General features: G+C 67.6%; 22 protein-coding genes. 10 read left to right on the forward strand and 12 right to left on the reverse strand.

Annotated elements, in window-relative coordinates:
• Positions 1-83: 83 nt before the first annotated feature.
• Genes FHJ30_RS13240 through FHJ30_RS13265 form a run of 6 tightly spaced genes read left to right on the forward strand, consistent with a single transcriptional unit; the run spans position 84 to position 6,385 of the window.
• Positions 84-1,460: a hypothetical protein gene (locus FHJ30_RS13240; RefSeq protein ID WP_240793694.1), complete on the forward strand. Its 1,377-nt coding sequence runs from the start codon at positions 84-86 to the stop codon at positions 1,458-1,460.
• Positions 1,450-2,142 (forward strand): DUF4129 domain-containing protein, encoded by a 693-nt coding sequence (locus FHJ30_RS13245; RefSeq protein WP_139029725.1) that lies wholly within the window; start codon positions 1,450-1,452, stop codon positions 2,140-2,142. Before FHJ30_RS13240 ends, FHJ30_RS13245 begins: the two co-directional genes overlap by 11 nt.
• On the forward strand, positions 2,139-3,347 hold the full coding sequence (locus tag FHJ30_RS13250) for a DUF4350 domain-containing protein (protein ID WP_139029726.1): 1,209 nt from the start codon (positions 2,139-2,141) through the stop codon (positions 3,345-3,347). The genes FHJ30_RS13245 and FHJ30_RS13250 overlap by 4 nt, the downstream gene beginning before the upstream one ends.
• A complete protein-coding gene (locus FHJ30_RS13255) occupies positions 3,344-4,339 on the forward strand; it encodes a MoxR family ATPase (RefSeq protein WP_139029727.1) in 996 nt (331 codons plus the stop codon). The genes FHJ30_RS13250 and FHJ30_RS13255 overlap by 4 nt, the downstream gene beginning before the upstream one ends.
• Positions 4,339-5,631: a DUF58 domain-containing protein gene (locus FHJ30_RS13260; protein ID WP_139029728.1), complete on the forward strand. Its 1,293-nt coding sequence runs from the start codon at positions 4,339-4,341 to the stop codon at positions 5,629-5,631. The genes FHJ30_RS13255 and FHJ30_RS13260 overlap by 1 nt, the downstream gene beginning before the upstream one ends.
• Positions 5,632-5,671: 40 nt before the next feature.
• Entirely contained in the window at positions 5,672-6,385 is a 714-nt protein-coding gene (locus tag FHJ30_RS13265; protein WP_139029729.1) for a DUF4166 domain-containing protein, read from the forward strand.
• Between the two features lie 6 nt (positions 6,386-6,391).
• Here FHJ30_RS13265 and FHJ30_RS13270 read toward each other — a convergent pair whose 3' ends face one another.
• From FHJ30_RS13270 to FHJ30_RS13310, 9 genes are all read right to left on the reverse strand, one after another.
• Complete coding sequence (locus tag FHJ30_RS13270; protein WP_139029792.1) at positions 6,392-7,423, reverse strand: hypothetical protein; 1,032 nt, start codon at positions 7,421-7,423, stop codon at positions 6,392-6,394.
• A 38-nt stretch (positions 7,424-7,461) separates the two neighbouring features.
• On the reverse strand, positions 7,462-7,869 hold the full coding sequence (locus tag FHJ30_RS13275) for a chorismate mutase (protein WP_139029730.1): 408 nt from the start codon (positions 7,867-7,869) through the stop codon (positions 7,462-7,464).
• A gap of 123 nt (positions 7,870-7,992) precedes the next feature.
• Complete coding sequence (locus FHJ30_RS13280) at positions 7,993-9,717, reverse strand: ABC transporter ATP-binding protein (RefSeq protein WP_139029731.1); 1,725 nt, start codon at positions 9,715-9,717, stop codon at positions 7,993-7,995.
• Positions 9,714-10,727, reverse strand: a complete 1,014-nt coding sequence (locus tag FHJ30_RS13285) for an ABC transporter permease (RefSeq protein ID WP_139029732.1) — start codon at positions 10,725-10,727, stop codon at positions 9,714-9,716. The genes FHJ30_RS13280 and FHJ30_RS13285 overlap by 4 nt, the downstream gene beginning before the upstream one ends.
• 2 nt (positions 10,728-10,729) lie before the next feature.
• The gene (locus tag FHJ30_RS13290) at positions 10,730-11,821 is read right to left on the reverse strand and encodes an ABC transporter permease (RefSeq protein WP_139029733.1); all 1,092 of its coding nucleotides are present in this window, start codon (positions 11,819-11,821) and stop codon (positions 10,730-10,732) included.
• A gap of 140 nt (positions 11,822-11,961) precedes the next feature.
• A complete protein-coding gene (locus FHJ30_RS13295; protein ID WP_139029734.1) occupies positions 11,962-13,593 on the reverse strand; it encodes an ABC transporter substrate-binding protein in 1,632 nt (543 codons plus the stop codon).
• Between the two features lie 237 nt (positions 13,594-13,830).
• Positions 13,831-14,970, reverse strand: a complete 1,140-nt coding sequence (gene mnmA, locus FHJ30_RS13300) for a tRNA 2-thiouridine(34) synthase MnmA (RefSeq protein WP_139029735.1) — start codon at positions 14,968-14,970, stop codon at positions 13,831-13,833.
• A gap of 114 nt (positions 14,971-15,084) precedes the next feature.
• Positions 15,085-16,314, reverse strand: coding sequence for a cysteine desulfurase family protein (locus tag FHJ30_RS13305; protein WP_139029736.1), 1,230 nt, complete (start codon positions 16,312-16,314; stop codon positions 15,085-15,087).
• Positions 16,315-16,369: 55 nt separating this feature from the next.
• Positions 16,370-17,068: a hypothetical protein gene (locus FHJ30_RS13310; RefSeq protein WP_306669384.1), complete on the reverse strand. Its 699-nt coding sequence runs from the start codon at positions 17,066-17,068 to the stop codon at positions 16,370-16,372.
• Between the two features lie 220 nt (positions 17,069-17,288).
• On the opposite strand from FHJ30_RS13310, the gene FHJ30_RS13315 reads away from it, so the two are divergent.
• From FHJ30_RS13315 to FHJ30_RS13330, 4 genes are all read left to right on the forward strand, one after another.
• Positions 17,289-18,242, forward strand: coding sequence for a J domain-containing protein (locus tag FHJ30_RS13315; RefSeq protein ID WP_139029737.1), 954 nt, complete (start codon positions 17,289-17,291; stop codon positions 18,240-18,242).
• Positions 18,243-18,295: 53 nt separating this feature from the next.
• Positions 18,296-18,763: a tRNA (cytidine(34)-2'-O)-methyltransferase gene (locus FHJ30_RS13320; protein ID WP_139029738.1), complete on the forward strand. Its 468-nt coding sequence runs from the start codon at positions 18,296-18,298 to the stop codon at positions 18,761-18,763.
• Between the two features lie 215 nt (positions 18,764-18,978).
• Entirely contained in the window at positions 18,979-19,602 is a 624-nt protein-coding gene (locus FHJ30_RS13325; protein WP_139029739.1) for a sigma-70 family RNA polymerase sigma factor, read from the forward strand.
• 1 nt (position 19,603) lies between these two features.
• A complete protein-coding gene (locus FHJ30_RS13330) occupies positions 19,604-20,482 on the forward strand; it encodes an anti-sigma factor domain-containing protein (protein WP_373683152.1) in 879 nt (292 codons plus the stop codon).
• A 100-nt stretch (positions 20,483-20,582) separates the two neighbouring features.
• Here the strand turns inward: FHJ30_RS13330 and FHJ30_RS13335 are convergent, their stop codons facing one another.
• From FHJ30_RS13335 to FHJ30_RS13345, 3 genes are read right to left on the reverse strand one after another with little or no spacing between them, the layout of a single operon-like run.
• Positions 20,583-21,359, reverse strand: a complete 777-nt coding sequence (locus tag FHJ30_RS13335) for a PIG-L deacetylase family protein (protein WP_139029795.1) — start codon at positions 21,357-21,359, stop codon at positions 20,583-20,585.
• A 7-nt stretch (positions 21,360-21,366) separates the two neighbouring features.
• A complete protein-coding gene (locus FHJ30_RS13340; RefSeq protein ID WP_139029740.1) occupies positions 21,367-22,320 on the reverse strand; it encodes an electron transfer flavoprotein subunit alpha/FixB family protein in 954 nt (317 codons plus the stop codon).
• A gap of 14 nt (positions 22,321-22,334) precedes the next feature.
• Positions 22,335-23,126 (reverse strand): electron transfer flavoprotein subunit beta/FixA family protein, encoded by a 792-nt coding sequence (locus FHJ30_RS13345; protein WP_139029796.1) that lies wholly within the window; start codon positions 23,124-23,126, stop codon positions 22,335-22,337.
• Positions 23,127-23,333 lie beyond the last annotated feature (207 nt).

Consider the following 23,333-nt stretch of genomic DNA (forward strand, 5'->3'; position numbering starts at 1 on the left):
ACGCCGGGCGTTTGCAGCGCCGCGCCTGAGCCAGTGGAGCGGGTCACGCTGACGGCGCACTGGTACGGGGGGAAGGAACATTGGTGTCACCACAGGATTCGGACGCGCAGGAGCCGCAGGACCGGCAGGCTGCCTGGCGGCGCCCTTCCGGCCAGCAAACGCCGGGACCTCACCCGCCGGGACACGAGATTCCGGGACAACAACCTCCCGGCTGGCAGCAGGCACCGCAGCAGCCGTGGGGTCCGCCGACGTGGCAGCAGCCGTCGCCGCAGCAGCCGTGGGGCCAGCCCGGTTCTGCCTACCCTGGGCCTCCGCAGCCCCGCTATCCGAGCCAGCACGATCCGAACCAGCATTATCCGAACCAGGGCACTCCCTTTGGCCAACCGCGGTATGTGGCTCCCCCGAAGCCGGGGATCGTCCCGCTGCGTCCGCTGATGTTCGGGGAGATCATGGACGGTTCCTTCCAGGTGATCCGGCGGAACGCGAAGGCCATGCTGGGCGCTTCGCTGCTGGCGCAGTCCCTCGCCGCCATCCTTACGGCTGTCCTCACAGCTGCCACGGCAACGTCGATGGACTCCGTCGAAGCCTGGGCCAGCAGCACCAGTGATGCCGACCTGGCAGCCCTCGGCCTGGGATTCGCCGCCGCCGTCCTGCTGGTGGCCGTCCTCACCCTCTTCATCGCCTCGGTCCTGCAGGGCGCCATGGTGGTGCCCGTGGCGCGTTCCATCCTCAACCGGCCCACCAGTTTCAAGCAGATGTGGTCCCTTGCCCGCCCGCGGGTCGGAGCGCTTGTCCGGCTCGCTGCCCTGCTGATGGCCGCCACCCTGCTGGCGATGCTTGTCCCCGCAGCGTTGGCCGTCGCGCTGACCGCAACCATGCAAGGGATGGGCATCCTGTTGCTCATCCCCCTGTTCCTCGGCTTTGTTGCCCTGTACGTCTGGATCTACGTGAAGCTGATGGTGGCCCCGGCCGCCGTCGTCATCGAGGAACTCGGCGCCCGGGCTGGCCTGCGCCGATCGTGGGAACTGACCCGGGCCAACTGGTGGCGGATCCTGGGGATCACGCTTGTGGTGGGCATCATGGTGGCAATTGTCAGCCAGATCGTCATGATCCCGGTGGGACTGCTGCCCCCGCTGGTGGCCAGTTTCCTTTCCCCCCACGGCGGCAACGGACAGGACATGGCCATTGCCGTCGCGATCGGCATCGTCACGGCCATCCTCGGTGCTCTGGCCGGGGCCCTCGGCTACGCCTTCCAGACGTCCGTCATGGCACTGATCTACATGGACCTCCGGATGAGGAAGGACGGACTGGATATCTCGCTGCTCCGCCAGATGGAGACGGGCGCCGATCCGGACGGCGTCCCGGGGCGCGGCCACGTAACGGGCAGGCCCGGCTGGAACCACAACGGCGGGAACCCAGGACCCGGACCGGCGGCAGGGGCATGGCCGGATGGCCGCTGAACCCCCGGTCCTGCCCGGCGCAGAGGAGGCCCGCCGCTGGGCCGCCGAGGAACTGGCAAAACCCGAGTACCGGGAAGCTGCTCCGGGCTGGCTCGAGGCGCTCTGGCAGGGCTTCGTGGACTGGCTCCAGTCCCTGGACGGTTCCGCAGCTGAGGGGAGCACGGTGCCCAGCCCGGTCATTGGGATCGTCATCGCCGTGGTGATCGCGGCCGCCGTGATTATCGCCAAGCCACGGCTGAATCCGAAAGCGCGGCGGGCCAAAAACGTGTTCGAACCGGACAGCGTTTTGACACCCGCGGACTACCGGCAGCGCGCCGAGGCGTCCGCCGCGGCCGGGAAGTGGGGGGACGCCGTCGTCGACCTCTTCCGTGCGCTGGTCCGCTCTGCCGAGGACCGCACCATCCTCGATCCGCAGCCGGGGCGGACGGCTGATGAGGTGGCCCGTGAACTGGCTGCACCGTTCGGCGCCGAGGCGGAACGCCTGGGCAGGGCAGCCGGGACCTTTGACGCCATCCGGTATGGGAACCGGATGGCAGACGCCGCCGACTATGAGGCAATGGCCAGCCTGGACAACGCGCTCGAAGCCATGAAGCCGGCGCGCACCACGGGCCGGCAGGAACAGGCCCAGCCGGATCAGGCACAGCAGGTACCCCTGGCGCCGGACAGGGCGGCACGGCCATGACCGCCGTCGTTCGCGCACCCGCAACCCAGGAGGGGCCCGGGCCGGGACAAGACAGCGCCGCGGGGAAAGCCGGCAGCATGCCGGGGTGGCTGGGCCGCCACCGCACACCCGCGGCACTGTGGGCCGTGGTGGCCGCAGCCCTGGCCCTGGTTCTCTGGGCGCAGCTGGCCCCTCAAGGAGATGCCGTTCCCTTGTCCCCCAACAACGCCGGCCCAACCGGCGCGCGGGCCGTTACGCAGATCCTTGGCCGGCACGGCGTCGAGGTCCACGCCGCCGGGAATTTCGAGGCGGCCATGGCGGCGCTGGAGGCGGGAGCCTCCCCCACCCTCCTGCTGTATGACAGGGGCGGTTTCCTCGACGAGCCGCGGCTCCAGGAACTGGCGGCGTCCGCGGAAAGGGTGGTGCTGGTTTCGCCCAGGCTGCCAACCCTCGCGGCGCTCAGCAGCAGCATCCGCCAGGCAGGGGTGGTGCCGGACGCGTCCCCCGAGCTGGAGCCCGGGTGCGGCCTCCCCGATGCGGAAGCGGCCGGACCGGTTTCCGGCAAGTCAGGCTTTATCTACGACGGCGGCACCTCCTGTTACCGGCCCGCCGGTTCTCCCGCCGGGGTGCTTGCCGTGGAGGACAACGGCAGGCTCACGGTCCTGGGAAGCACCGGCATCCTCAATAACGACCGCCTGGACCACCTCGGCCACGCGGCGTTGGCCGTCCGCACCCTCGGCGCCTCCCCGGACCTGGTCTGGTACCTTCCCACCGTCGAGGACCTGGAAACCGGCAGCTCCCCGCAAACCCTCGACGAACTCGCCCCGGACTGGGTGCGTTTCCTTGGGCCGTGGCTCGCCCTGGTGGCGGCGGCCGCAATCGCCTGGCGGGGCAGGCGCCTTGGCCCGCTGGTGTTCGAGCCCCTGCCCGTGGTGGTCAAGGCTGTGGAGACGGCAGAGGGCAGGGCCCGGCTGTACCACGATTCCCATGCCGTGGACCAGGCCCGGGACAATCTCCGGGCCGGAACCCTGGTGCGGCTCTCCGGGCATTTGCGGCTGGGTGCCGGGTCCACTGCCGCCCAGGTGATCGACGCCGCCGCCCAGCACCTCGGGCAGCCGGCCCGGCAGCTCCACCAACTCGTCAACGAACATCCCCGCACCGAGGCACGGCTGGTTGCCTGGTCGCGGGAACTGGACACCCTAGAGAAAGAAGTCAAAAGCCGATGAGCGAGCAAGGCAGCGGCCCCCGGGTCCTGGACCACATGGAACACGATGCCGCCCGGCAGGCCCTCCTGGACGTGCGCCACGAGGTGGCCAAGGCGGTGGTGGGGCAGGACGCCACCGTGACCGGACTGTTGATCGCGCTGCTCTCGCAGGGGCACGTGCTCCTGGAGGGCGTTCCCGGCGTGGCGAAAACCCTGCTGGTGCGTGCGTTGTCCGCGGCGTTGAGCCTGGACACCAAGCGCGTCCAGTTCACTCCGGACCTGATGCCCGGCGACATTACAGGGTCGCTGGTTTATGACTCGCACACCTCCGAATTCACCTTCCGGGAGGGGCCGGTCTTCACCAACATCCTGCTGGCGGACGAGATCAACCGGACGCCTCCCAAAACCCAGGCCTCCCTGCTGGAGGCCATGGAGGAGCGGCAGGTGTCCGTGGACGGCGAATCGCGGCCGCTGCCGGCTCCGTTCCTGGTCGCCGCCACCCAGAACCCGGTGGAATACGAAGGCACCTACCCGCTGCCCGAGGCGCAGCTTGACCGGTTCCTGCTCAAGCTGACCATGCCGCTGCCCGGGCGCCAGGACGAAATGGAGGTCATCCGGCGCCACGCCGCCGGCTTCGACCCCAGGGACCTAACCGCTGCCGGTGTCCGCGCCGTGGCAGGCGCGGAAGACCTGGCACGGGCGCGGCAGGCGGTGGCTTCCGTGGCCGTGGACCCTGAGGTCATCGCCTACATCGTGGACCTGGTGCGGGCCACCCGCTCGGCACCTTCTTTCCTCCTTGGCGTCTCGCCCCGCGGCGCCACCGCCCTGCTGAACACCTCCCGGTCATGGGCCTGGCTCTCCGGCAGGAGCTTTGTCACCCCCGACGACGTCAAAGCCCTGGCCCTCCCCTGCCTGCGGCACCGCGTGGCGCTCCAGCCCGAAGCCCAAATGGACGGAGTACGGGTGGACGACGTACTGGGCAGCATCCTGGCGTCCGTTCCCGTTCCGCGCTGATGGCCGTCTCCGGGCGTTTTGTGCTGCTGGTGCTGCTCGGTGTGGTGCCGGTCCTGCTGCTTCCGAACTGGGGAACGGTGCTGCTGGTGGCTGCCGCGCTCACGGCCCTTGCCGCCGTCGACCTCCTGCTCGCGGCCTCGCCGCGCCGGGTGCGCGTCCTGCGTTCCGAGCCTGGAAACGTCACGCTGCATGCGGGCGTGGACGCCGTGCTGAAAGTGCAGAACGACGGCGGCCGGCGGCTCCGCGGCGTCATCCGCGATGCGTGGCAACCGTCGGCGGGAGCACAGGACCCGGTACAGGACATCGATGTTCCCGCCGGCGAAGGCAGGCGCGTCACCGTGCGGCTGCGGCCCGTCCGGCGTGGGGACCTGAAGGCGCCGCACGTCACCCTCCGATCTTTCGGCCCGCTGCTGCTGGCGGCGCGCCAGCGGACCATCGATTGCCCCGGTTCGCTGCGGGTGTTGCCGCCTTTCCATTCCCGCCGGCACCTGCCGTCAAAGCTGCGTAAACTGCGCGAGCTGGATGGCAAGGCCGCGGTGCAGATCCGCGGCGCGGGCACCGAGTTCGATTCACTGCGCGACTACGTCCGGGGAGACGACGTCCGCTCCATCGACTGGCGGGCCACCGCCCGCCGGTCAGCGGTGGTGGTGCGGACCTGGCGGCCTGAACGGGACCGGCGGGTGGTCATGGTCCTGGACACGTCACGGACGTCGGCGGCAAGGATCGACGACGAAACCCGACTGGACACGGGCATGGAAGCGGCGCTCCTGCTGGGGGTACTGGCCGAGCGGGGCGGGGACCGGGTGGACTTCCTGGCGTTTGACCGCCGAACCCGCGCCCGGGCGGGCTCTGCCGGGCAGGGGAACCTCCTGGGCCAGTTGGTCCAAGCGATGGCCCCGCTGGAGGCCGAACTCATCGAGATGGACTGGCCGGCGGTCCCCGCCCAGGTCCGCGCCGTTTCCGCGCACCGCTCCCTGGTGGTGCTGCTAACATCGCTCGACGGCGGCGCACCGGAGGAAGGCCTCCTTCCCGTCGCGGCACAGCTGGCGCGTCAGCACGTCGTGGTGGTGGCGGCCGTCCGGGACCCTCAGCTGGGTGCCATGCTCCAGGATCGCGGCGATGCGGCAGGCGTATTCCGCGCAGCCGCCGCGGAGCGGGCGCTGCTGCAGCGCGCGGCCATCAGCGCCGAACTCAGGCAGCAAGGCGTGGAAGTGGTGGACGCCGAACCGCACCAGCTGCCCCCGAAGCTGGCCGACATGTACATCAGGCTCAAGGCGGCCGGTACATTGTGAGGTCACAGCACGTTGTTCCCGCCCTTTCGCAGGAGGTCCCATGAACGTCCCCATCTACCAGCAGGCGCTCGGCACGGGCTTTTCCCGGCTCCAGCCCGAGCTGCAGGACTACTTTTCCCTGGTTCCGGGTTCCGGCAGCTACGGGGTGGGCGAAGGGACCTTCGACGTCGTGGGCTGCCGGCAGGAATGGCTGCGCCCCCTGCTGAGGCTGACCAGCGGGGAGGAGGCATTCTTCCCTGAGTACGGCGAGAACGTCCCTTTCCGGATTGAGAACCATGCCCACCAGGACCCCTTTGGCCGCTCCAGCCTGACAGCCCGCCGCGAGATCCGGTTCCCGGGCCGGACGCGGATCTTCCAGGACACCACCAGCGCCACCCGCCGGGACGGCGCCTCCCAGCTGGTGGACTACGTGGGACGGTACCGGCGGCTGGTGACCGACCTGAACTTGAGTGTCACGCCGGAGGGCCGGCTTCGCGGGGTGTCCGAGGCATCCCGGCTCTTTCTTGGCCCACTCCGCATCCCGCTTCCCGCCGCCTTGGATGCCAAAGCCTACGCGGAGCAGTGGTGGGACCCGGCAGAAGGCAGCAATGGCAGGCACCGCATCCAGGTGAAGGTCATCCAGCCGCAGATCGGCCTGGTGCTGGTCTACGCCGGTGCTTTCGACTACCGGCTGCGCCCCTACACCGGCGGCAGTTCGGCGCAGAGTTTCCTGCCGCGCTACGCACAGCCGGACCGCTGGGAAAACCGGGTCTGACCCCTGCTATCCCAGCGCCCGCTGGTTCAGCCCATCGGCCACCTGCGTGAGGCGGCCAAGGACCGCCGTCGCCTGGGCCGGACTGCCGCCGGCGAGTCCCTGCGAGGGCGTGATCCGCACCGTGCCGAGCGCTGTTGCCGGCAGGCCCAGCTGACGCCAGGGACGCCACACGGCATCGACGCAGTCCGGCACCTTTGGCAGCGACTTTCCCCCGGTATCCAGCGCGCCGATCCACAGGCGCTTCTCCGCTTCAACCGCTCCGGCCAACTGTTCCCACTGCCGGGAGGTCAGGGCGTTCAGCGGAACGGCAATGCCGTCGGCTCCTGCCGCGAGGATCTGTTCAAAGGGCGCCTCGATTTCCGGCACCGCTATGACCACTTCGGCTGCGCCGGAAGCGCGCAGAGCGTCCAGGACCACCCGCCAAGATTCGCGCGCTTCGGAGGCCGCCACCGCACGCAGGGTCCGGTAGCCACTGGAGGTAGGGATGGTGCCGGCCAGCACCGCGGCGATGTCCGGCTCGTCCACCTGGACCACCAGCCGGGCACCCGGCACGGCGGCGGCAACCCGGGAAAGATACCGTCCCACCCCGGCAGCAAGGGATGCCGCAAGGTCCCGGCGGGCGCCGTAGTCGATGAGCGCCCGTTCGCCGTTGTGCAGGTGGAGTCCGGCCGCAAGGCTCAGCGGCCCCACCAGCTGCACCTTGATTTCGGCTGCCGGCTCTTCCTCGGCCCCGGCAACGTCGGCCAGCACGTTGATGTCCGTGGCAAGGGCGGAAGCCGCGCGCCGGAAGTCCTTGCCGGGACGGTCCACGAGCCGCCAGCCATACGGCTGGACGTCAACAGCCAGCTCCTCCAGGAGGCAGGCAGTGCGTCCCAGCGCGTCTGAGCCGACGCCCCGGTCCGGCAGCTCGGCGAGGAACGGCAGGTGGGGGCTGCCCAACTCGCCGCGGATGATTTTTGCCGCTTCCACCGGGTCTTCACCGGGCCAGGGTCCCAGCGCGGTGGCCGTTACCTCCCGTGGCGGCGCTTCGTTTCCCAGCGCGGAGCCGGAACCGGCCTGGCGCCGTTCACCCCCGGTCACGCGCGCGCTGATGCCTGCGGATGCTGTCCGGAGGCCGCCTCGTGGTCTTCGGCGATCGCTTCGTGATGCCGGATGACCTCACCGATGATGAAATTCAGGAACTTTTCCGCGAAGGCGGGGTCCAGGTGGGCGTCTTCGGCAAGCCTGCGCAGCCTGGCGATCTGTGCTGCCTCACGGCCCGGATCGCCGGCGGGGAGCCGGTGGGCAGCCTTGAGGAAGCCAACCTTTTGGGTGGCCTTGAAGCGCTCGGCCAGCAGATAGACCAAGGTGGCGTCGATGTTGTCGATGCTGGAACGGATGGACAGCAGCTCAGCCATCACCGAGTTGTCCACCTGGCCGGCCAAGGAGCTGGCGGAGGGGTCGTAGTCGTCGGAATCAGGAGAGTGGGGGTTGTGCTGCGTCATGGCTCAAGTCTATGGGAGGGCATTCGGATAGCCCGGGTGTTAAGCGCCGGTGCCGCATACGGCACCGGCGCCAACACACTACAAGCGAGTCCCCGCCCTCAGCCCGTCAAGTGCCCGGCACCATCAGATGCCCAGCAGGGCCCGGTGCTCCTCCCGGCGCCGCGCCTGTTCCTGCGGGTCCGGCACCGGCAGGGACGCGATAAGCCGCCGCGTGTAGTCATGCTGCGGGTTTCCCATCACCTGGTTCCCGATGCCCTGCTCCACCAGCCGGCCCTTATAAAGCACGCCCACCCAGGAGGACAACGTGTCCACGACGGCCAGGTCGTGGCTGATGAACAGGCAGGCGAAGCCGAACTCCTGCTGGATGTCCCTGAACAGCTCCAGGACCTTCGCTTGCACCGAAACGTCCAGGGCCGACGTCGGCTCATCCGCTATCAGCAGGCGGGGGTTCAGGCTGAGGGCCCGCGCCAGGGACGCGCGCTGGCGCTGCCCGCCGGACAGCTCGTGCGGGTACCGCCCAGCGTACGACGCCGGCAGCTGGACTGATTCGAGCAGCTCACCCACGCGTTTGCGCGCCTGCGCCGGGCTTGGCTTTGTGTGGATGACCATGGGTTCGGCAATGCAGTCCCCAATGGTCAGTTGCGGGTTGAAGGACGCCGCCGGGTCCTGGAACACAAAGCCGATGTCCTTGCGAAGCGGCTTGAAGGTGCGCTCCCGGAGGTTCAGCATTTCGTAGCCCAGCACGCGGAGGCTGCCGCCCGTGGTCTTGTTCAAGCCGGCGATGGCCCGGCCGATGGTGGTCTTCCCGGAACCGGACTCCCCCACCAACCCGAAGACTTCGCCCCTGGACAGGGTGAAACTGACGCCGTCCACTGCCTTGAAAGCCGGAGTTCCCAGCCTGCCCGGGTACTCGATGGTGAGGTCCTTGGCCTCCACCAGGATTTCCTCATCCTGGTGCGCCCTGCCCGTCAGGCCCTCCGACGCCGAGTTGTGGCCGAGGTGTGGCACAGCGGCGAGCAGTTTCCGGGTGTAGTCCTGCTTGGGTTCGGCAAACAGGGTGCGGGCCGGTGCCTCTTCCACAACGTCCCCCTGGTACATGACCACCACGCGGTCGGCAAGGTCCGCCACCACCCCCATGTTGTGCGTAATGAGCACAATGGACGTGCCGTACTTGTCCCGCAGGTCCCGCAGGAGTTCCAGGATCTCTGCCTGGACAGTGACGTCCAGGGCGGTGGTTGGCTCGTCCGCGACGATCAGTCCCGGATTCAGCGCCAGCGCCGCTGCGATGACCACCCGCTGCTTCTGCCCTCCCGAAAACTGGTGCGGGTAGTAGTTGACGCGGTGTTCGGGATCGGGGATGCCCACCTTCCGCAGCGCCTCTATGGCCCGGGACTTGGCGTCCTTTGCCGAAACCCGCTTTCCGCCGCTCCCGGCATGGGCCCGGATGCCTTCGGCGATCTGCCAGCCCACGGTGAACACGGGGTTCAGTGCCGTTGAGGGTTCCTGGAACACCATGGCGACGTCGCGGCCGCGGATCTGGCGCAGCTTCGCGGGGCTCACGGTGATCACGTTGTTCCCGTTGATCAGGACCGCGCCGCCGCTGGTTGCGGTCTCCGGCAGCAGGCCCAGGATGGTCTTGGCGGTGACGGTCTTGCCGGAACCCGACTCCCCCACGATCGCCAGCACTTCACCCTTCCGGACCTCCAGGCTGACGTCCTTGACGGCATGGACCGGACCGCCGTCGGTGGCAAAGGTGACCTGGAGGTGGTCGATGTCGAGGACGGGGCGGCCGCCGTCGGACTCGTGGCCGGATGCGGCCCCGGATGTCGGATCGATGTTGACGGTCATAGTCCACCCACTTCTGTTGCGATGGCGGCATTGGCCACCGGGGCCGGCGAACTGCCGCCTGTGCTCTTGCGGCCCCGGAGCCGCGGATCGTTCAGGTCGTTGATGCTCTCACCCACCAGGGTCAGGCCCACCACGGTAAGCACGATGGCCAGGCCCGGGAACAGGCCGGTCCACCAGATGCCGGAGGTGGTGTCCGCGAGCGCTTTGTTGAGGTCGAAGCCCCACTCCGCGGCGGAGCTCGGCTCGATGCCGAAGCCCAGGAAGCCCAGCCCGGCGAGGGTGAGGATGGCCTCGGAAGCGTTGAGGGTAAAGATCAACGGCAGGGTGCGGGTGGCGTTGCGGTAGATGTGGCGGGTCATGATGCGGATGTTGGAGGCGCCCACCACCTTGGCCGACTCCACGAACGGCTCGGCTTTGAGTCGGACCGTTTCCGCCCTGATCACCCGGAAATACTGGGGGATGAACACCAGGGTGATTGCCGTGCCGGCGGCGAAGATGCCGCCGAGCAGGCTGGACTGGCCGCCGCTGATGACGATGGCCATGACAATGGCAACCAGCAGGGACGGGAAGGCATACACGGCGTCCGCGATGACCACCAGGATCCGGTCGAGCCACCCGCCCAGGTAGCCGCTGACCAGGCCGAGGGCAACGCCCAGGACGAGGGACATGGCGACGGCGACGACGATCACCAGGATGGCGGTCTGCGCGCCCCAGATGACCCGGGACAGGACGTCGTAACCGCCCACGGTTGTGCCCAGGAGGTGCTTGCCTCCGGGGACCTCCTGCGTGGGGAAGTTGCCGTCGGCGTCGGAAAGCTGGGAGAAACCGTAGGGTGCCAGCAATGGCGCGAAAAGCGCGGTGAGGATGAAGATGCCGGTGAGGATCAGGCCGGCCACCAGCATGCCTCGCTGGAGGCCCACGCTCTTGTTGAAGTGGGAAACCACCGGCAGGCGCCGGTACCAGGGAGCCCTGGGGTTTTCCATGGGGACGGGAACAGCGGGAATGCTCATGGTCAGTACCTCACGCGGGGATCGATCAGCGCGGCGATGATGTCCACGATGAAGTTGGTCATGGCCACGATGATGGCCAGCAGCACCACGATGCCCTGCACTGCGACGAAGTCGCGCGCGGTGAGGTAGTTGGCCAGCTGGAATCCCAGGCCTTTCCACTCGAACGTCTTCTCGGTCAGGACCGCGCCGCCGAGCATCACCGCAATCTGCAGGCCCATCACCGTGATGATGGGGATGAGTGCGGGCTTGTAGGCGTGCTTGGTGACCAGGCGGTATTCGCTGACTCCCCTGGATCGCCCCGCCTCGATGTAGTCCCTGCCCAGGGTGCCGATCACGTTGGTCCGCACCAGGCGGAGGAAGATCCCGGCCGTCAGCAGGCCCAGTGCCACCGCAGGCAGGACAGCGTGCGCCAGGACATCGCCGAGCGCAGCCATGTTGCCGCTGCGGAGGGCATCAAGCCAGTAGATTCCGGTGGGGGCCTGAAGGGAGGTCAGGGCGAGTTCGCTGGAAGTTTTGGCCCGCCCGGCCACCGGCAGCCATCCGAGCCAGACCGAGAAGGTCAGCTTCAGGAGCATGCCGGCGAAGAACACCGGGGTTGCGTAGCAAAGGATGGCGAAAACCCGCAGGACGGCGTCAGGCGCCTTATCCCTGCGGTGGGCCGCCAACATTCCCAGCGGGATGCCCACCAGGAGGGCAACGAGCAGGGCGTTGATGCTCAGTTCCAGGGTGGCCGAGCCGTAGGTGGTGAGCATTTCGACGACGGCACGGTTGTCCGTGAGCGTGCGGCCGAAGTTGCCGGTGGCCAGCTGGCCGAGGTATTCGAAGTACTGGACCAGGAGGGGCCGGTCGTAGCCTGCAGCCTGGATCCGCTCCTGGAGCTGGTCCTCGGGCAGGCGTCCGCCCATGGCCGCGGTGATGGGGTCTCCCGTGATCCGCATCAGGAAGAAGACCATGGTCACCAGGATGAAGATGGTGGGGAAAATCAGCAGGAAACGGATCAGGATGTACTGTCCCAATCCCCCGCCGGAGGATTTCTTGGCCGCCGGAAGCAGGCCGTCCGCATCCGTTGGCGGCGCGTCGATCAATGTAGTCATGGTGCCTCAGGTTGTTTTTTACGGTGCCTGCGGAGGGCATGCACCGCTTCCCGACCAGCAGACGGGGCGGGACACGCGCACCTGTGCAGGCGCACCGCGTCCCGCCCCGTCGTGGGTCAGAGCCGGATTGTTCGGTGGACCTACTTGGACATCACGCCAAGGCGGGTCTTGAACGACGCGTCCAGGGTCTTCTCGACTCCCTTGACGTCCGTACCGGCCACCATTACCTGGGCACCCTGCAGCAGCGGGAGCGTGGAGAGGTCCTTCGCGATGGCTTCCTGCGCCTGGCCCAGGAGCTTGCTCCGTTCCGCCTTGTCCGTGGTGACAAGCTGCTTCTTCACGATCTCCGTGACGGCGGGGTTCTCGTAGTGGTTGCCGAGGAAGTTGCCGGGGATGAAGAACGGGGTCAGGTAGTTGTCCGCGTCCGAGTAGTCCGGGAACCAGCCCAGCTGGTACACGGGGTAGGCATCCGCACGGCGCTCCTTGGTGTAGGTGGTCCATTCCGTGGACTTCAGGTCAACGGTGAACAGGCCCGATTTCTCAAGCTGCTCCTTGACCAGGGCGTACTCGTCCGCGGCTGACGTGCCGTAGCGGTCCGTGTACTGCAGTTTCAGGTCCACCACGGACGTGACGCCGGCGTCGGCCAGGACCTTCTTGGCCTTGTCCACGCTGGGCTTGCCGTTTCCGTCGCCGTACAGGCTCTTCAGCGGTTCCGCTGCTCCTTCGAATTCCTTGGGGACGTAGGAGTAGACCGGAGTGTAGGTGTTCTTGAAGACCTGGGAGGCGATGACGTCGCGGTCCACGAGGTGGGCAATCGCCTGGCGCACGGCAAGCGACTTCGCGGGATCCGCCTCGGGAGTCTTCGCGCCGAACGGCATGGTGTCGAAGTTGAAGACCATGTACCGCAGCTCGCCACCTGGGCCCTTGTGGACCTTGACCTTGGAATCCTTCTCGAGGTCGGCGACGTCCGTGGCCGTGAGGATGCGGCCGGCAACGTCGATGTTGCCCTGCTGCACGTCCAGCTTCAGGTTGTTCGGGTCGGCGTAGTGCTTGAGCGTGGCGCCCTCGTTGGAGGCCTTGCCAAGGAGCCCCTGGTAGTCGGGGTTGGGCTTGAAGCTCACCAGTTCGTTCTTTTTGTAGCTTTCAATCGTGTACTGGCCGGCGAAGGGCTTCGCGGCGACTATGGCGTCGTCGTCCATGATCTTGTCCGCCGGGAAGACCTGCTCGTCCACGATCGGACCGGGGTTCGAGGCCAGGACGCCGGGGAACACCTGGTCATTTCCGGCCGCAAGGGTGAACACCACGGTGTTGGGGTCCGTCGCCTCGATCTTTTCCATGTTGGAGAGCAGCGACGCCGGGCCGTTGGGGTCGTCGATCGACTTGACGCGGTTGAAGGAAAACACGACGTCCGAGGAATCCAGTGTGTTGCCGTTGGCGAACTTCAGGCCGGGCTTCAGCTTGACCGTGTACTCAGTGGGGCTGGTGAAGGAGGCGGACTCGGCGATGTCCGGCGCGGCATCGGCCGTGCCGGGCTTGTAGTTGAGCAGGAACGGGTAGATCTGGTTCATCACCATGAAGGAACCGCCGTCGTAGGACCCGGCGGGATCGAGGGTGACCACCTTGTCCGTGGTGCCGTAGGTGATGGCACCGCCTCCTGCCTCGCCGGTTGAGGTTCCGCCTCCGCCTGAAGGGCCCGTGCAGGCAGTCAATGCGAGTGCGGAGATGCCTGCCAGCGCGATGGCGCCGTGCAGTGCTTTGATGCTCTTCGTCATCTGTGAACTTTCTGTTCGATGAGTGCGCGCCCGCCGACCGCTGATGGGTGCATTTGCTCAGGCGGAAAGCGCGCGGTGCTGATGCCTAGATTCAATCAGAGAGTGAACCCTCAGGCGGGGCCATTTTGTGAGTTGAGACACAAAATTTACCTGAACGGGCCGTGGTCCTTTTCGAACAGCGGCACAACAAAGAACACCGCCCCGGCAGGACCGGGACGGTGTTCGGAAGCTGATGGCCTAAAGTTCGGCGCGTTGAAGGGAGCGGGCGGCGTCGATCGTTGCCTGGCCCAGCACCCGGCTGCCTTGGTAAAGGACGATCGTCTGGCCGGGGGCCACTCCCCGCAGCGGGGTGGTGAGCCGGACAACAAGCTGGTCTCCAGCCGCTTCCGCATCCTGTCCGGCCGGCTCCATGCGGGCCGTGGCAGGAACGGGATCCCCGTGGGCACGGACCTGGGCGTGGCATTCGAACTCCTCGCCGGTCCCCACTTCGGCGATGGGCAGCCCGGCCCAGGAGACCTTGATGCCGCGGATCTCGTCAATGGCCAGCAGTGCCTCGGGGCCAACCACAACCTTGTTTTCCTTGGGCCGGATCTCAAGGACGAACCGCGGCTTGCCGTCGGCAGCGGGCGTCCCCAGTTTCAGCCCGCGGCGCTGGCCCACGGTGAAGGCGTTGGCACCGGGATGTTCGCCCACCTTGGCGCCCGTTTCATCAACGATGTCGCCGGTGGACATGTCGATCTTTTCAGCGAGCCAGCCGGCAGTGTCGCCGTCGGGGATGAAGCAGATGTCGTGGCTGTCCGGCTTGTTGGCGACGGACAGGCCGCGCCGCTCAGCCTCCGCACGTACTTCAGCCTTGGACGGCGTGTCGGCGAGCGGGAACATCGAGTGCTTGAGCTGCTCGTGGGTCAGGACACCCAGTACGTAGCTCTGGTCCTTGGCCCAGTCGGCCGCGCGGTGCAGCTCGCGGTTCCCGTCTGCGTCCTCGATGACCTTCGCGTAGTGGCCTGTGCAGACGGCGTCGAAACCCAGGGCGATGGCCTTTTCCAGCAGCGCCGCGAACTTGATCCGTTCATTGCAGCGCATGCAGGGGTTGGGCGTGCGGCCGGCGGCGTATTCGTCGATGAAGTCCTGGACAACGTCTTCCTTGAACCGCTCGGAGAAATCCCAGACGTAGTACGGAATGCCCAGCACATCGCAGGCGCGCCATGCGTCGCGGGAGTCTTCAATAGTGCAGCAGCCCCGGCTTCCGGTGCGCAGCGTGCCGGGCATGCGGGACAGCGCCAGGTGGACGCCGACGACGTCATGCCCTGCCTCGACGGCGCGGGCGGCGGCAACGGCGGAGTCGACTCCGCCGCTCATGGCTGCTAGAACTCGCATAGTGGCTTTCTGTTGGGGTGTTTCCGGCTCAAGGCGGTATGGGCGGCCCGGGCAGGCCGGCTTCCGGGAAACGATCTTCGCCTACCTATTCTACGGCCTTCGCCGAAAACGGGATCAGCGGCCGGGTGAACCTTGGCGGGACAGGGTTCCAGCGGTCTGGATGCTGGACTCGTGCCCTGCCATGCCCGCCTGGCGCGCCCGCGCATAGGCGTCCGGAAGCGCGGCCAGCAGCGCATCAACGTCGGCCCCTACCGACGCGTGGCCCAAGGTGAACCGCTGCGCTCCGCGTGCGGTCTCCTCGTCCAGGCCCATGGCCAGCAGGACGTGCGAAGGCCTGGGCACCCCTGCCGTGCAGGCAGAACCGGTGGATGACTCCACCCCGGCAAGGTCCAGGAGGAACAGCAGGGAGTCCCCCTCGCAGCCGGGGAAGGTGAAGTGCGCGTTGCCGGGGAGCCGGCCGCTCCCCTCGGCACCCCGCAGGACGGCTTCCGGTACCAGGTCCCGCACGCCGTCAACCAGCCGGTCACGGAGGGCCGAGATGCGTTCAGATTCCGCACCCAGGGTGGCCGCAGCCTTTTCCGCCGCAGCGGCGAAGGCCGCTATGGAGGCGGTATCCAGCGTGCCGCTACGGACGTCGCGTTCCTGGCCGCCGCCGTGCTGGACGGGTGTGAGTTTCACCGCGCGCCCTAGCAGGAGGGCGCCGACCCCCACCGGTCCGCCGATTTTGTGGCCGGAGATTGACATGGCGTCCAGGCCCGACGCCTTGAAGTCCACCGGAAGGGAACCGAACGCCTGTACCGCGTCCGAGTGCACCGGCACCCCGGCTGCATGGGCCAGTTCCACGATCCGGCCAATGGGCTGGATGGTACCCACTTCATTGTTTGCCCACATGACCGTCGCCAGCGCGATGGTGTCCGGGTCGCGGGAGAGTTCCGCTTCAAGGGCGGCCAGGTCCACCACCCCGTTGCTGTCCACGGGAAGCCATGCCACCTCGGCGCCTTCGTGCCGCTCGAGCCACTCCACGGTGTCAATGACGGCATGGTGCTCAACGGCGGAACACAGGATGCGCCGCCGCGCAGGGTTTTCTGCCACCCGGGACCAGTAGAGGCCCTTGACGGCCAGGTTGTCAGACTCCGTGCCCCCCGAGGTGAAGATGACTTCGGAGGGGTGGGCCCCCGCCGCAGCGGCAATTGCCTCCCGCGCATCCTCCACCGTCCGGCGGGCGCGGCGGCCGGAGCCGTGCAGGGATGAGGGGTTGCCGGTGCGCGCGAGCTCACGCGTCAGCACAGCCAGCGCCTCAGGTGCGAGGGGGGTGGTTGCGGCATGGTCGAGGTAAACGGGCACCCCCCAATTCTACCGGCCATGGCCCGAGGCAGGAGGTGCTGCGTCCCGGGGCCGGCTAGGAGGAGGGCGGGAGCACGGGGAGGAAACGTACGACGTCGGCCCTGGCGGCTGCGAGCGAGGCTGCGTCCGGGCAGGAGATGGAGACATAGACCGACGAGCCGGCGGTACCGAAAAGCCGGGCCAACACCGACGTTGCCCTGCCGTCCGGCTGCGCTGCCTGGTCCAGGGCCAGCACCTCCACCGTATGCCCTGGACCTTCCGGGTTTGCGCCCCACCGCAGGGTTTCGGTCGTCAGGTAGCCGGGCAGGATGGACGGATCCAGGTATTCAAAGAGGGCAATGGTCGATTCCCGGTCATCACCACGGGCCAGGGCGGCCTGGCCGGTGCGCACTTTGGCGGCCACCAGGCATCCGTCGGCCTTGATGTACCTGCTTTCGCCCGCGACGTTGCGGCTCTGTGCCTTCCAGCCAGTGGCTTCCTTGAGTCCATCCGAGATTCCAACGGGCACCCCGGGGGCCAGGATGCCGCCCGCGCCGAACGGCAGGTCCTGGCCTGCCACTGCCTCGGCGTCGTGGCCCGGCGTGATGGTGGGCGTGGCCACGGCAGGCGTGCTGGCCACGGGTTCCGGAGCGGCGGGATCACGCACTTCAACGCTGCAGCCGCCCGCGAGCACGGCCCCCAGGGCGGCTGCCAGCAGCGGCACTGTCCGCCGCCTCGCCCCGCCGGCCGTTTCCGCCGTCGTCGGCATGTCCATTCCCACCCCCATGCATCCCGCGGCGGCCGTGACGGCCGCGCATGCACGAGTCTAGAGGCATCTGCCCGGGCCAATACCCCGGCACAGGTATCTTCACGCCGGTCCCGGCTTGCCACAGGGAACCATGGAGGGCCGGAACGTCGTTGTTCAGGACGGGCCGTTAAACTGTGCGGACCGGGCTACCTGCGAGGACTGGCCGAATCAGGGGAAGGATGGGTGCTTGACCGAGAGCAGCAGCTCGTATTACCAGGTGCTTCGAGTGCCTGTGACAGCCACGGAAAAGGAAATCAAGGTGGCTTACCGCCGGGCTGCCCGCACGGCCCACCCGGATCACGGCGGCGATGCCGCGGCATTCCGGCGGGTGACCAGGGCCTATGAAACCCTGATCGATCCCACCCGCAGGAAAGCGTACGACCGCTCCTACGCCGCCGGCACCATCCGCGGTGACGAGGCCGCCGACAGGGAGCCGCATTTCGACGCCCCGCCGGCCGGCAGCCGGGCTTCGGCCACCGTGCACCGGCCAGGCAACGCCCGCAACACCGCCGGCGATCCCCCGGTGTACGTCCCGGCCTACGAGGGCGTTCCTGCCGCCGACGTTCCCCTTATCCCGCTGGCACTCGCCAGCCAGCAGGTCCACGGCATGCCCCGGAAACGGGGAATATTCGGTGCCGAGGCACGCATCCAGCGGGAGATGCGCACCGTGCAGCTCCTCACCCGCCAGGTCCTGCCGGCAATTCCGGCGGCCAGGCTCATCAACGGCCTCCAGTCCCCCGCGGACAACAGCCACATCGACCACGCCGTGCTGTCCGGTTACCGGCTGGCGCTCATCGGCTCCATGCTGCTGCCCAAAGGCGCCTATGCCTGGGACGGCCGGACGCTGAACCACGGCGGCCGTGCCATCCCCCCGCCGCAACTGGCGCACGTGGTGCGGGCCATGCAGGACATCTTCCCCGAACTGAACGTGACGGGCTGGACCGTGGTGCTCAGTCCTGGCGGCAACCTCCACGAGCCGGTAATCGACAACCACCGCCGGCAGGCGGGCGGGCTCGAAACCGTCCAGGTGGTCAATGCCGCAGGGATGGTGCGCGGACTCAAGGAATTCCTTGCCTCCGGGCCGGCGCCCAATACGGTGAACGTTCCCGTGTTGGCCAGGCTGCTGCGCGGGATGCACTGACCGCCGCGTGCACTGAACGCGGTGGCACCTGCAACGGTGGCTAGGATGGAAGCGTGTTCCGCATCCTTTTCCACGCCCCCGAAATCCCCGGCAATACCGGCAACGCCATCCGGCTGGCAGCCATCACCGGCGCTGAACTGCACCTCGTGGAACCGCTCGGCTTTGATTTCTCGGATGCGAAGCTCCGCCGGGCAGGCCTTGACTACCACGACCTCGCCGTCGTCACCGTGCACCGGAACATCGAGGACGCCTGGCAGCATCTGCAGCCGGAACGGGTGTACGCGTTCACCTCGGACGGGACCGCCAGCTACACGGACATCTCCTACCAGCCCGGAGACGTGCTGATGTTCGGACGGGAGTCCGTCGGGCTGCCGGCGGAACTGAAGGAGGACCCCCATGTCACCTCCACCGTCCGGTTGCCCATGCTGCCGGCCCTGCGTTCCCTGAACCTGGCCAACGCCGCCTCCATTGCTGTTTACGAGGCCTGGCGCCAGCAGGGGTTCGCGGGCGCCAAAATCTGACCTGAGGGGTTCCAGGCACCCCCGGCTGACGGGCCGCAACTTATTTCGCAGCCAACCCATCCGCCCCCGCGGCGGCGCCGAACTACTCCCGACAACATTCCACCGTGTTCAAGGAGCTGCAGGTGACATTGCTGGAGTCACGTTCCAGGACCTCCCGCAGCAGCCGTGGCGCCACGGCTGAGGATTCGCGATCCGGAGACTTATGCTTGGTAGTAATGGAAACCCCCAATGCCCCGCATTCCGAGGCCCCGCATGCCGAGGCGCCGGCCGCGGTGACAGACCCGCCTGCCGACCTCAGCCACCGGCTTTCAGTCCTGCTGGAAGCCATAGGCAGGGGTGACCAGGCAGCCTTCGCCGAGTTCTACCAACTTACGTCACGCCGGGTTTTCGGCATGGCGCGCCGCGTGCTGATCGATCCCGAACTCAGTGAAGACACCACGCAGGAGGTCTTCCTCCAGGTGTGGCAGAACGCGTCCAAATTCGATCCCAAAGCCGGGAGCCCGCTCTCCTGGTTGATGACCATTTCGCACCGCCGCGCTGTGGACAGGGTCCGGTCCTCGCAGTCCTCCACCGACCGGGAAGCCAAATACGGCGCCAGCACGCAGGACATCGACCACGACACCGTGGCGGACCAGGTGGGGAGCAGGCTGGAGGCCGAGGCGGTAGTCCGGTGCCTGGGCACGCTGACCGAGACGCAGCAGGAATCGGTCCGCCTGGCCTATTACGGCGGCCTCACGTACCGGGAAGTCGCCGAACAACTGAACGCAGCAGTACCGACCATAAAATCCCGGATCCGCGATGGACTGATCCGGCTGAAGACCTGTCTGGGGGTGAGTTGAGATGACTGACATGAACCATGGCCGCAGTGGCCGTTCCGGTTCCTTTGGCGACACCGTTGCCATGGACCTGGCTTCCGGCCGGGCTGTGGACCTCGCAGAGCTCTATGCCCTGGACGCGGTGACCGAAAAAGAACGCCGTGCGATCGAGCAGTACATCTCGGCAGCCCCGGCGTCGGAACGTACACTCTTTTTCGAACGCGTTCGCCAGGCCAGGGAAACCCTGGCCAGGACCTTCCGGGCCGAGGAAGAGCCACCCGCCGACCTTTTCGACCGCATCGTTGCCCAACTCCCTGCCCAGGACAACCCGGCGGACGCGGACGCACCGGCCCCGGCCGCGGGACCTGCCGCCTCGCCTGCCGGGCCGCCGGCACCAGGGCCGTCCACCACTGGGGACGAGCTCGCCAAGGCGCGGCAGCGCAGGGAGGAACGCCGCCGGCCTTCCGGCGCCCGCCGCTGGCTCGCCGGAGTGGCCGCGGCGGCGGCCATTGCCCTGGGCGGCGTGGGTGTGGGTTCCTACATTGCGGACCAGAACGATCCCATCAACCAGGTGGTCCGGGCCGGGGATATGCGGGAGGCTTCGGTGGATGTGGCCGGCGGCGGTACCGCCACGCTGCTGATCTCGTCCTCGGAGGATGCCGCCGTCGTCAGGATGAATGGCGTTCCCGCACCGCCCGCGGGCAAGGTGTACCAGATGTGGCTGATTCCCAAGGACGGCTCGGCGCCCGTTTCCCAGGGCCTTATGGACGAGGAAGCCCTCTCCAAGCCGGCTGTGGTGGAGGGCATTTCCTCCGCCGCCGCGCTGGGCATTACGGTCGAGCCCGTGGGCGGATCGAAATCCCCCACCCTGCCCACTGTCGCTGCCGCACCCCTGGGCGCGTAAAGCAGGCTGCCGCACCAACCGAAAGCGCCCCGCTCCACCTTCCAGGAAGGACATGGAGCGGGGCGTTTTCCGTTGTGGTCTTCCCACCGGGACGGTCTGCCTAGAAACCGGCGATGGTTCCCGGACCGTTGACGGCCACCACGTGGAAGGCTTCGGCGCTTCGCCCTTCCGCGAGTCCGGCCCGTGCGGCATTCGTGTGCATCCCCCGCCGGACCGTGGCTTCCATGGCCTCCACGTCGGGATGCTGGCTGACATGGACGTGGATCGCCTGGAGCTTGGACTCCACGTGCTCCGTGACGTCCACGAAGTGGTTCTCCCGTTCCTCGGGCCCGGCGTAGAGCCACAGCCAGGGAAGCTTGTAGGCAGCCAGGCCGGCTTCGGCGAGTTCAGGGTAGGCGAAGGGGTTCTCCACCGCCGGGTACACGGCGCGCGTCACGGCTTCGCCTACGGCCAGGTGGTCGGGGTGGCTCTTCTGGATCCTTTTCCAGTTGCGTTCCGGATGCATGGAAAGCACGACGTCGGGACGGATCTCGCGGATCAGCTTCACCACTCCCTTCATCACCTCGTGCGACGGTGCCAGGTAGCCGTCCCGCTGGTGGAGGTAGTGGATATCCGTGACTCCCACCAGTTCGGCGGCCCGGCGCTGTTCTGCGTCGCGCAGGGCGATGATGTCCGCCCGGTGTGCCGGGTCGAAGCCGCCGGCGTCACCATCGGTCATGATGCAGTAGCTGACCTGGACGCCGGCCGCGGTCCAGGCAGCGATGGTCCCCGCAGCGCCGAAGTCAATGTCGTCAGGGTGTGCCGCAAAACAGAGCACCCGCCCAACCCGGTGTAGGTCCGGACTGAACGGGCTCTGTTCCCTTGCAGGAGAGGCAATCAAGGAGTCAGCCTTTTCGCTTCTTGATTTCAGCGGTGGCCTGCGGGAGGACGTCGAAGAGATCTCCGACGATGCCGAAGTCGGCGATCTCGAAAACCGGCGACTCAGCGTCCTTGTTGATGGCCACGATCACCTTCGCCGTCTGCATGCCGGCCTTCTGCTGGATGGCGCCGGAGATTCCCGCGGAGATGTAAAGCTGCGGGGACACGGTCTTGCCTGTCTGCCCCACCTGCGCATCATGGCTGATCCAACCGGCGTCGGTGGCCGCGCGGGAGGCGCCCACGGCTGCCCCGAGGGCGTCGGCAAGTTCCTCCACGGGGGTGAAGTCGCCGTCAAGGCCGCGGCCGCCGGCGACCACGATGCGGGCGTCGGTCAGGTCCGGGCGGCCGCTTGCCACTTTCTGCTCACGGGCGGTGATCCGGGCCGCCGCGGCCGTGCTGCCGGCGGGAACCTCCACTGTGGTGGTCTCCGGCGAGCTTGGCGACGCAGCCGGTTCCGGGGTGACGTTGTTGGCCTTCACCGTCAGCACGCTGACCGCGGTGGAGGCCTTGCAGGCGGTGTTGTAGGAACCCGCGAGGACGGACTTGTGCGCGGTGCCGTCAGCGTCCACGGCAACCACATCGGTGATAACGCCGGCGTTCAGGCGGATGCCGGCACGGGCGGCGATCTCCTTGCCCTCAGGGGAATTGTCCAGCAGGACGATGTCCGCGCCCACGTGCCCGGCCGCAGCTGCCAGGTAGGCCGCCTTGGGGGCGACGAGGAAGTCGTCGAGGTCCTCTGCTGCGGGGAGCAGCACCGAGGTGACGCCGTACTCAGCGAAGGTGGCTGCGACGTCGTCGTGCAGCTTGCCGTTCAGCGCAACGGCCGTCTGGCCGAGGGAGCGGCCCAGGGTGAGCAGCTCAAGGCTGCCCTTCTTGAGCGCAGCCCCGGGGTTGTCAATGAATACAAGTACGTTTGCCATGTCTGTGGTCCCTCTTAGAGCAGCTTCTGGGCGGCCAGGAAGTCAACGAGCTTGATGCCGGCGTCGCCTTCGTCGGTGATGATGGTGCCGGCTGTCCGGGGCGGGCGTTCCTCGGCACTGAGCACACGGGTCCAGGAACCGGCGTGTCCCACCTGCGCCGGGTCCACTCCAATGTCAGCGAGCGAGAGTGTGGTGATGCTCTTGCGCTTGGCTGCGATGATGCCCTTGAAATTGGGGTAGCGCGGCTCGTTGATCTGGTCCGTCACGGAGACAACAGCGGGGAGCGGGGCCTCGACCGTCTCGGACGACGTATCCGCGTCGCGGCGTGCGGTGAGGCGTCCGCCGTCCACCTCCAGCGTGGAAGCGAAGGTCACCTGGGGCAGGCCGAGCCGTTCCGCGAGCTGGGCGGGGACCAGGGAGGTTTCACCGTCGGTTGACGCCATGCCGGTGATAACCAGGTCCACGCTGCCCAGGTGCCGGATTGTTTCCGCCAATGCCAGAGACGTTGCCGCAGCGTCCGAGCCGGCCAGGGCGTCATCCGTCAGGTGCACGCCCTCCGTGGCTCCGATCTGCAGCGCCTTCTTGATGGCGTTGACTGCACCCGAGGGGCCCATGCTCAGCGCGATGACCTGGTTGCCTGCCTTGGCTCCCCCGCGGGCTTCGGCCAGCTGCAGCGCTGCCTCAAGTGCGTATTCGTCAAGCTCGGACAGGATGCTCTCGTCGCGGTCAGTCGTGTAGCCCTCCCCGTTGAGGTGGCGGTCAAACTGCGCGTCCGGTACATGCTTGACCAGGACGATGATCTTCAATGTATCTTCCACTGTGTTTACAGCAGCCTTCCATGCTTGTGGACAGCCAGCCGGGTAGGGTCATGGCCGCGGAATGCCCGGCATGCGGGTAGCTCCTAGCTAACCATATAGGCGCGCCCCGGCGCCCTGTTCCGTTAACGCCTGTGTCAGCGGGCTGGACATGGGCACCGCCTGCCTGCCTACCGTGCCATGTCCGACGGCGGCGCC

Origin of the sequence: Arthrobacter sp. BB-1 (genome assembly GCF_006151685.1) — a bacterium.
Lineage (GTDB): Bacteria > Actinomycetota > Actinomycetes > Actinomycetales > Micrococcaceae > Arthrobacter.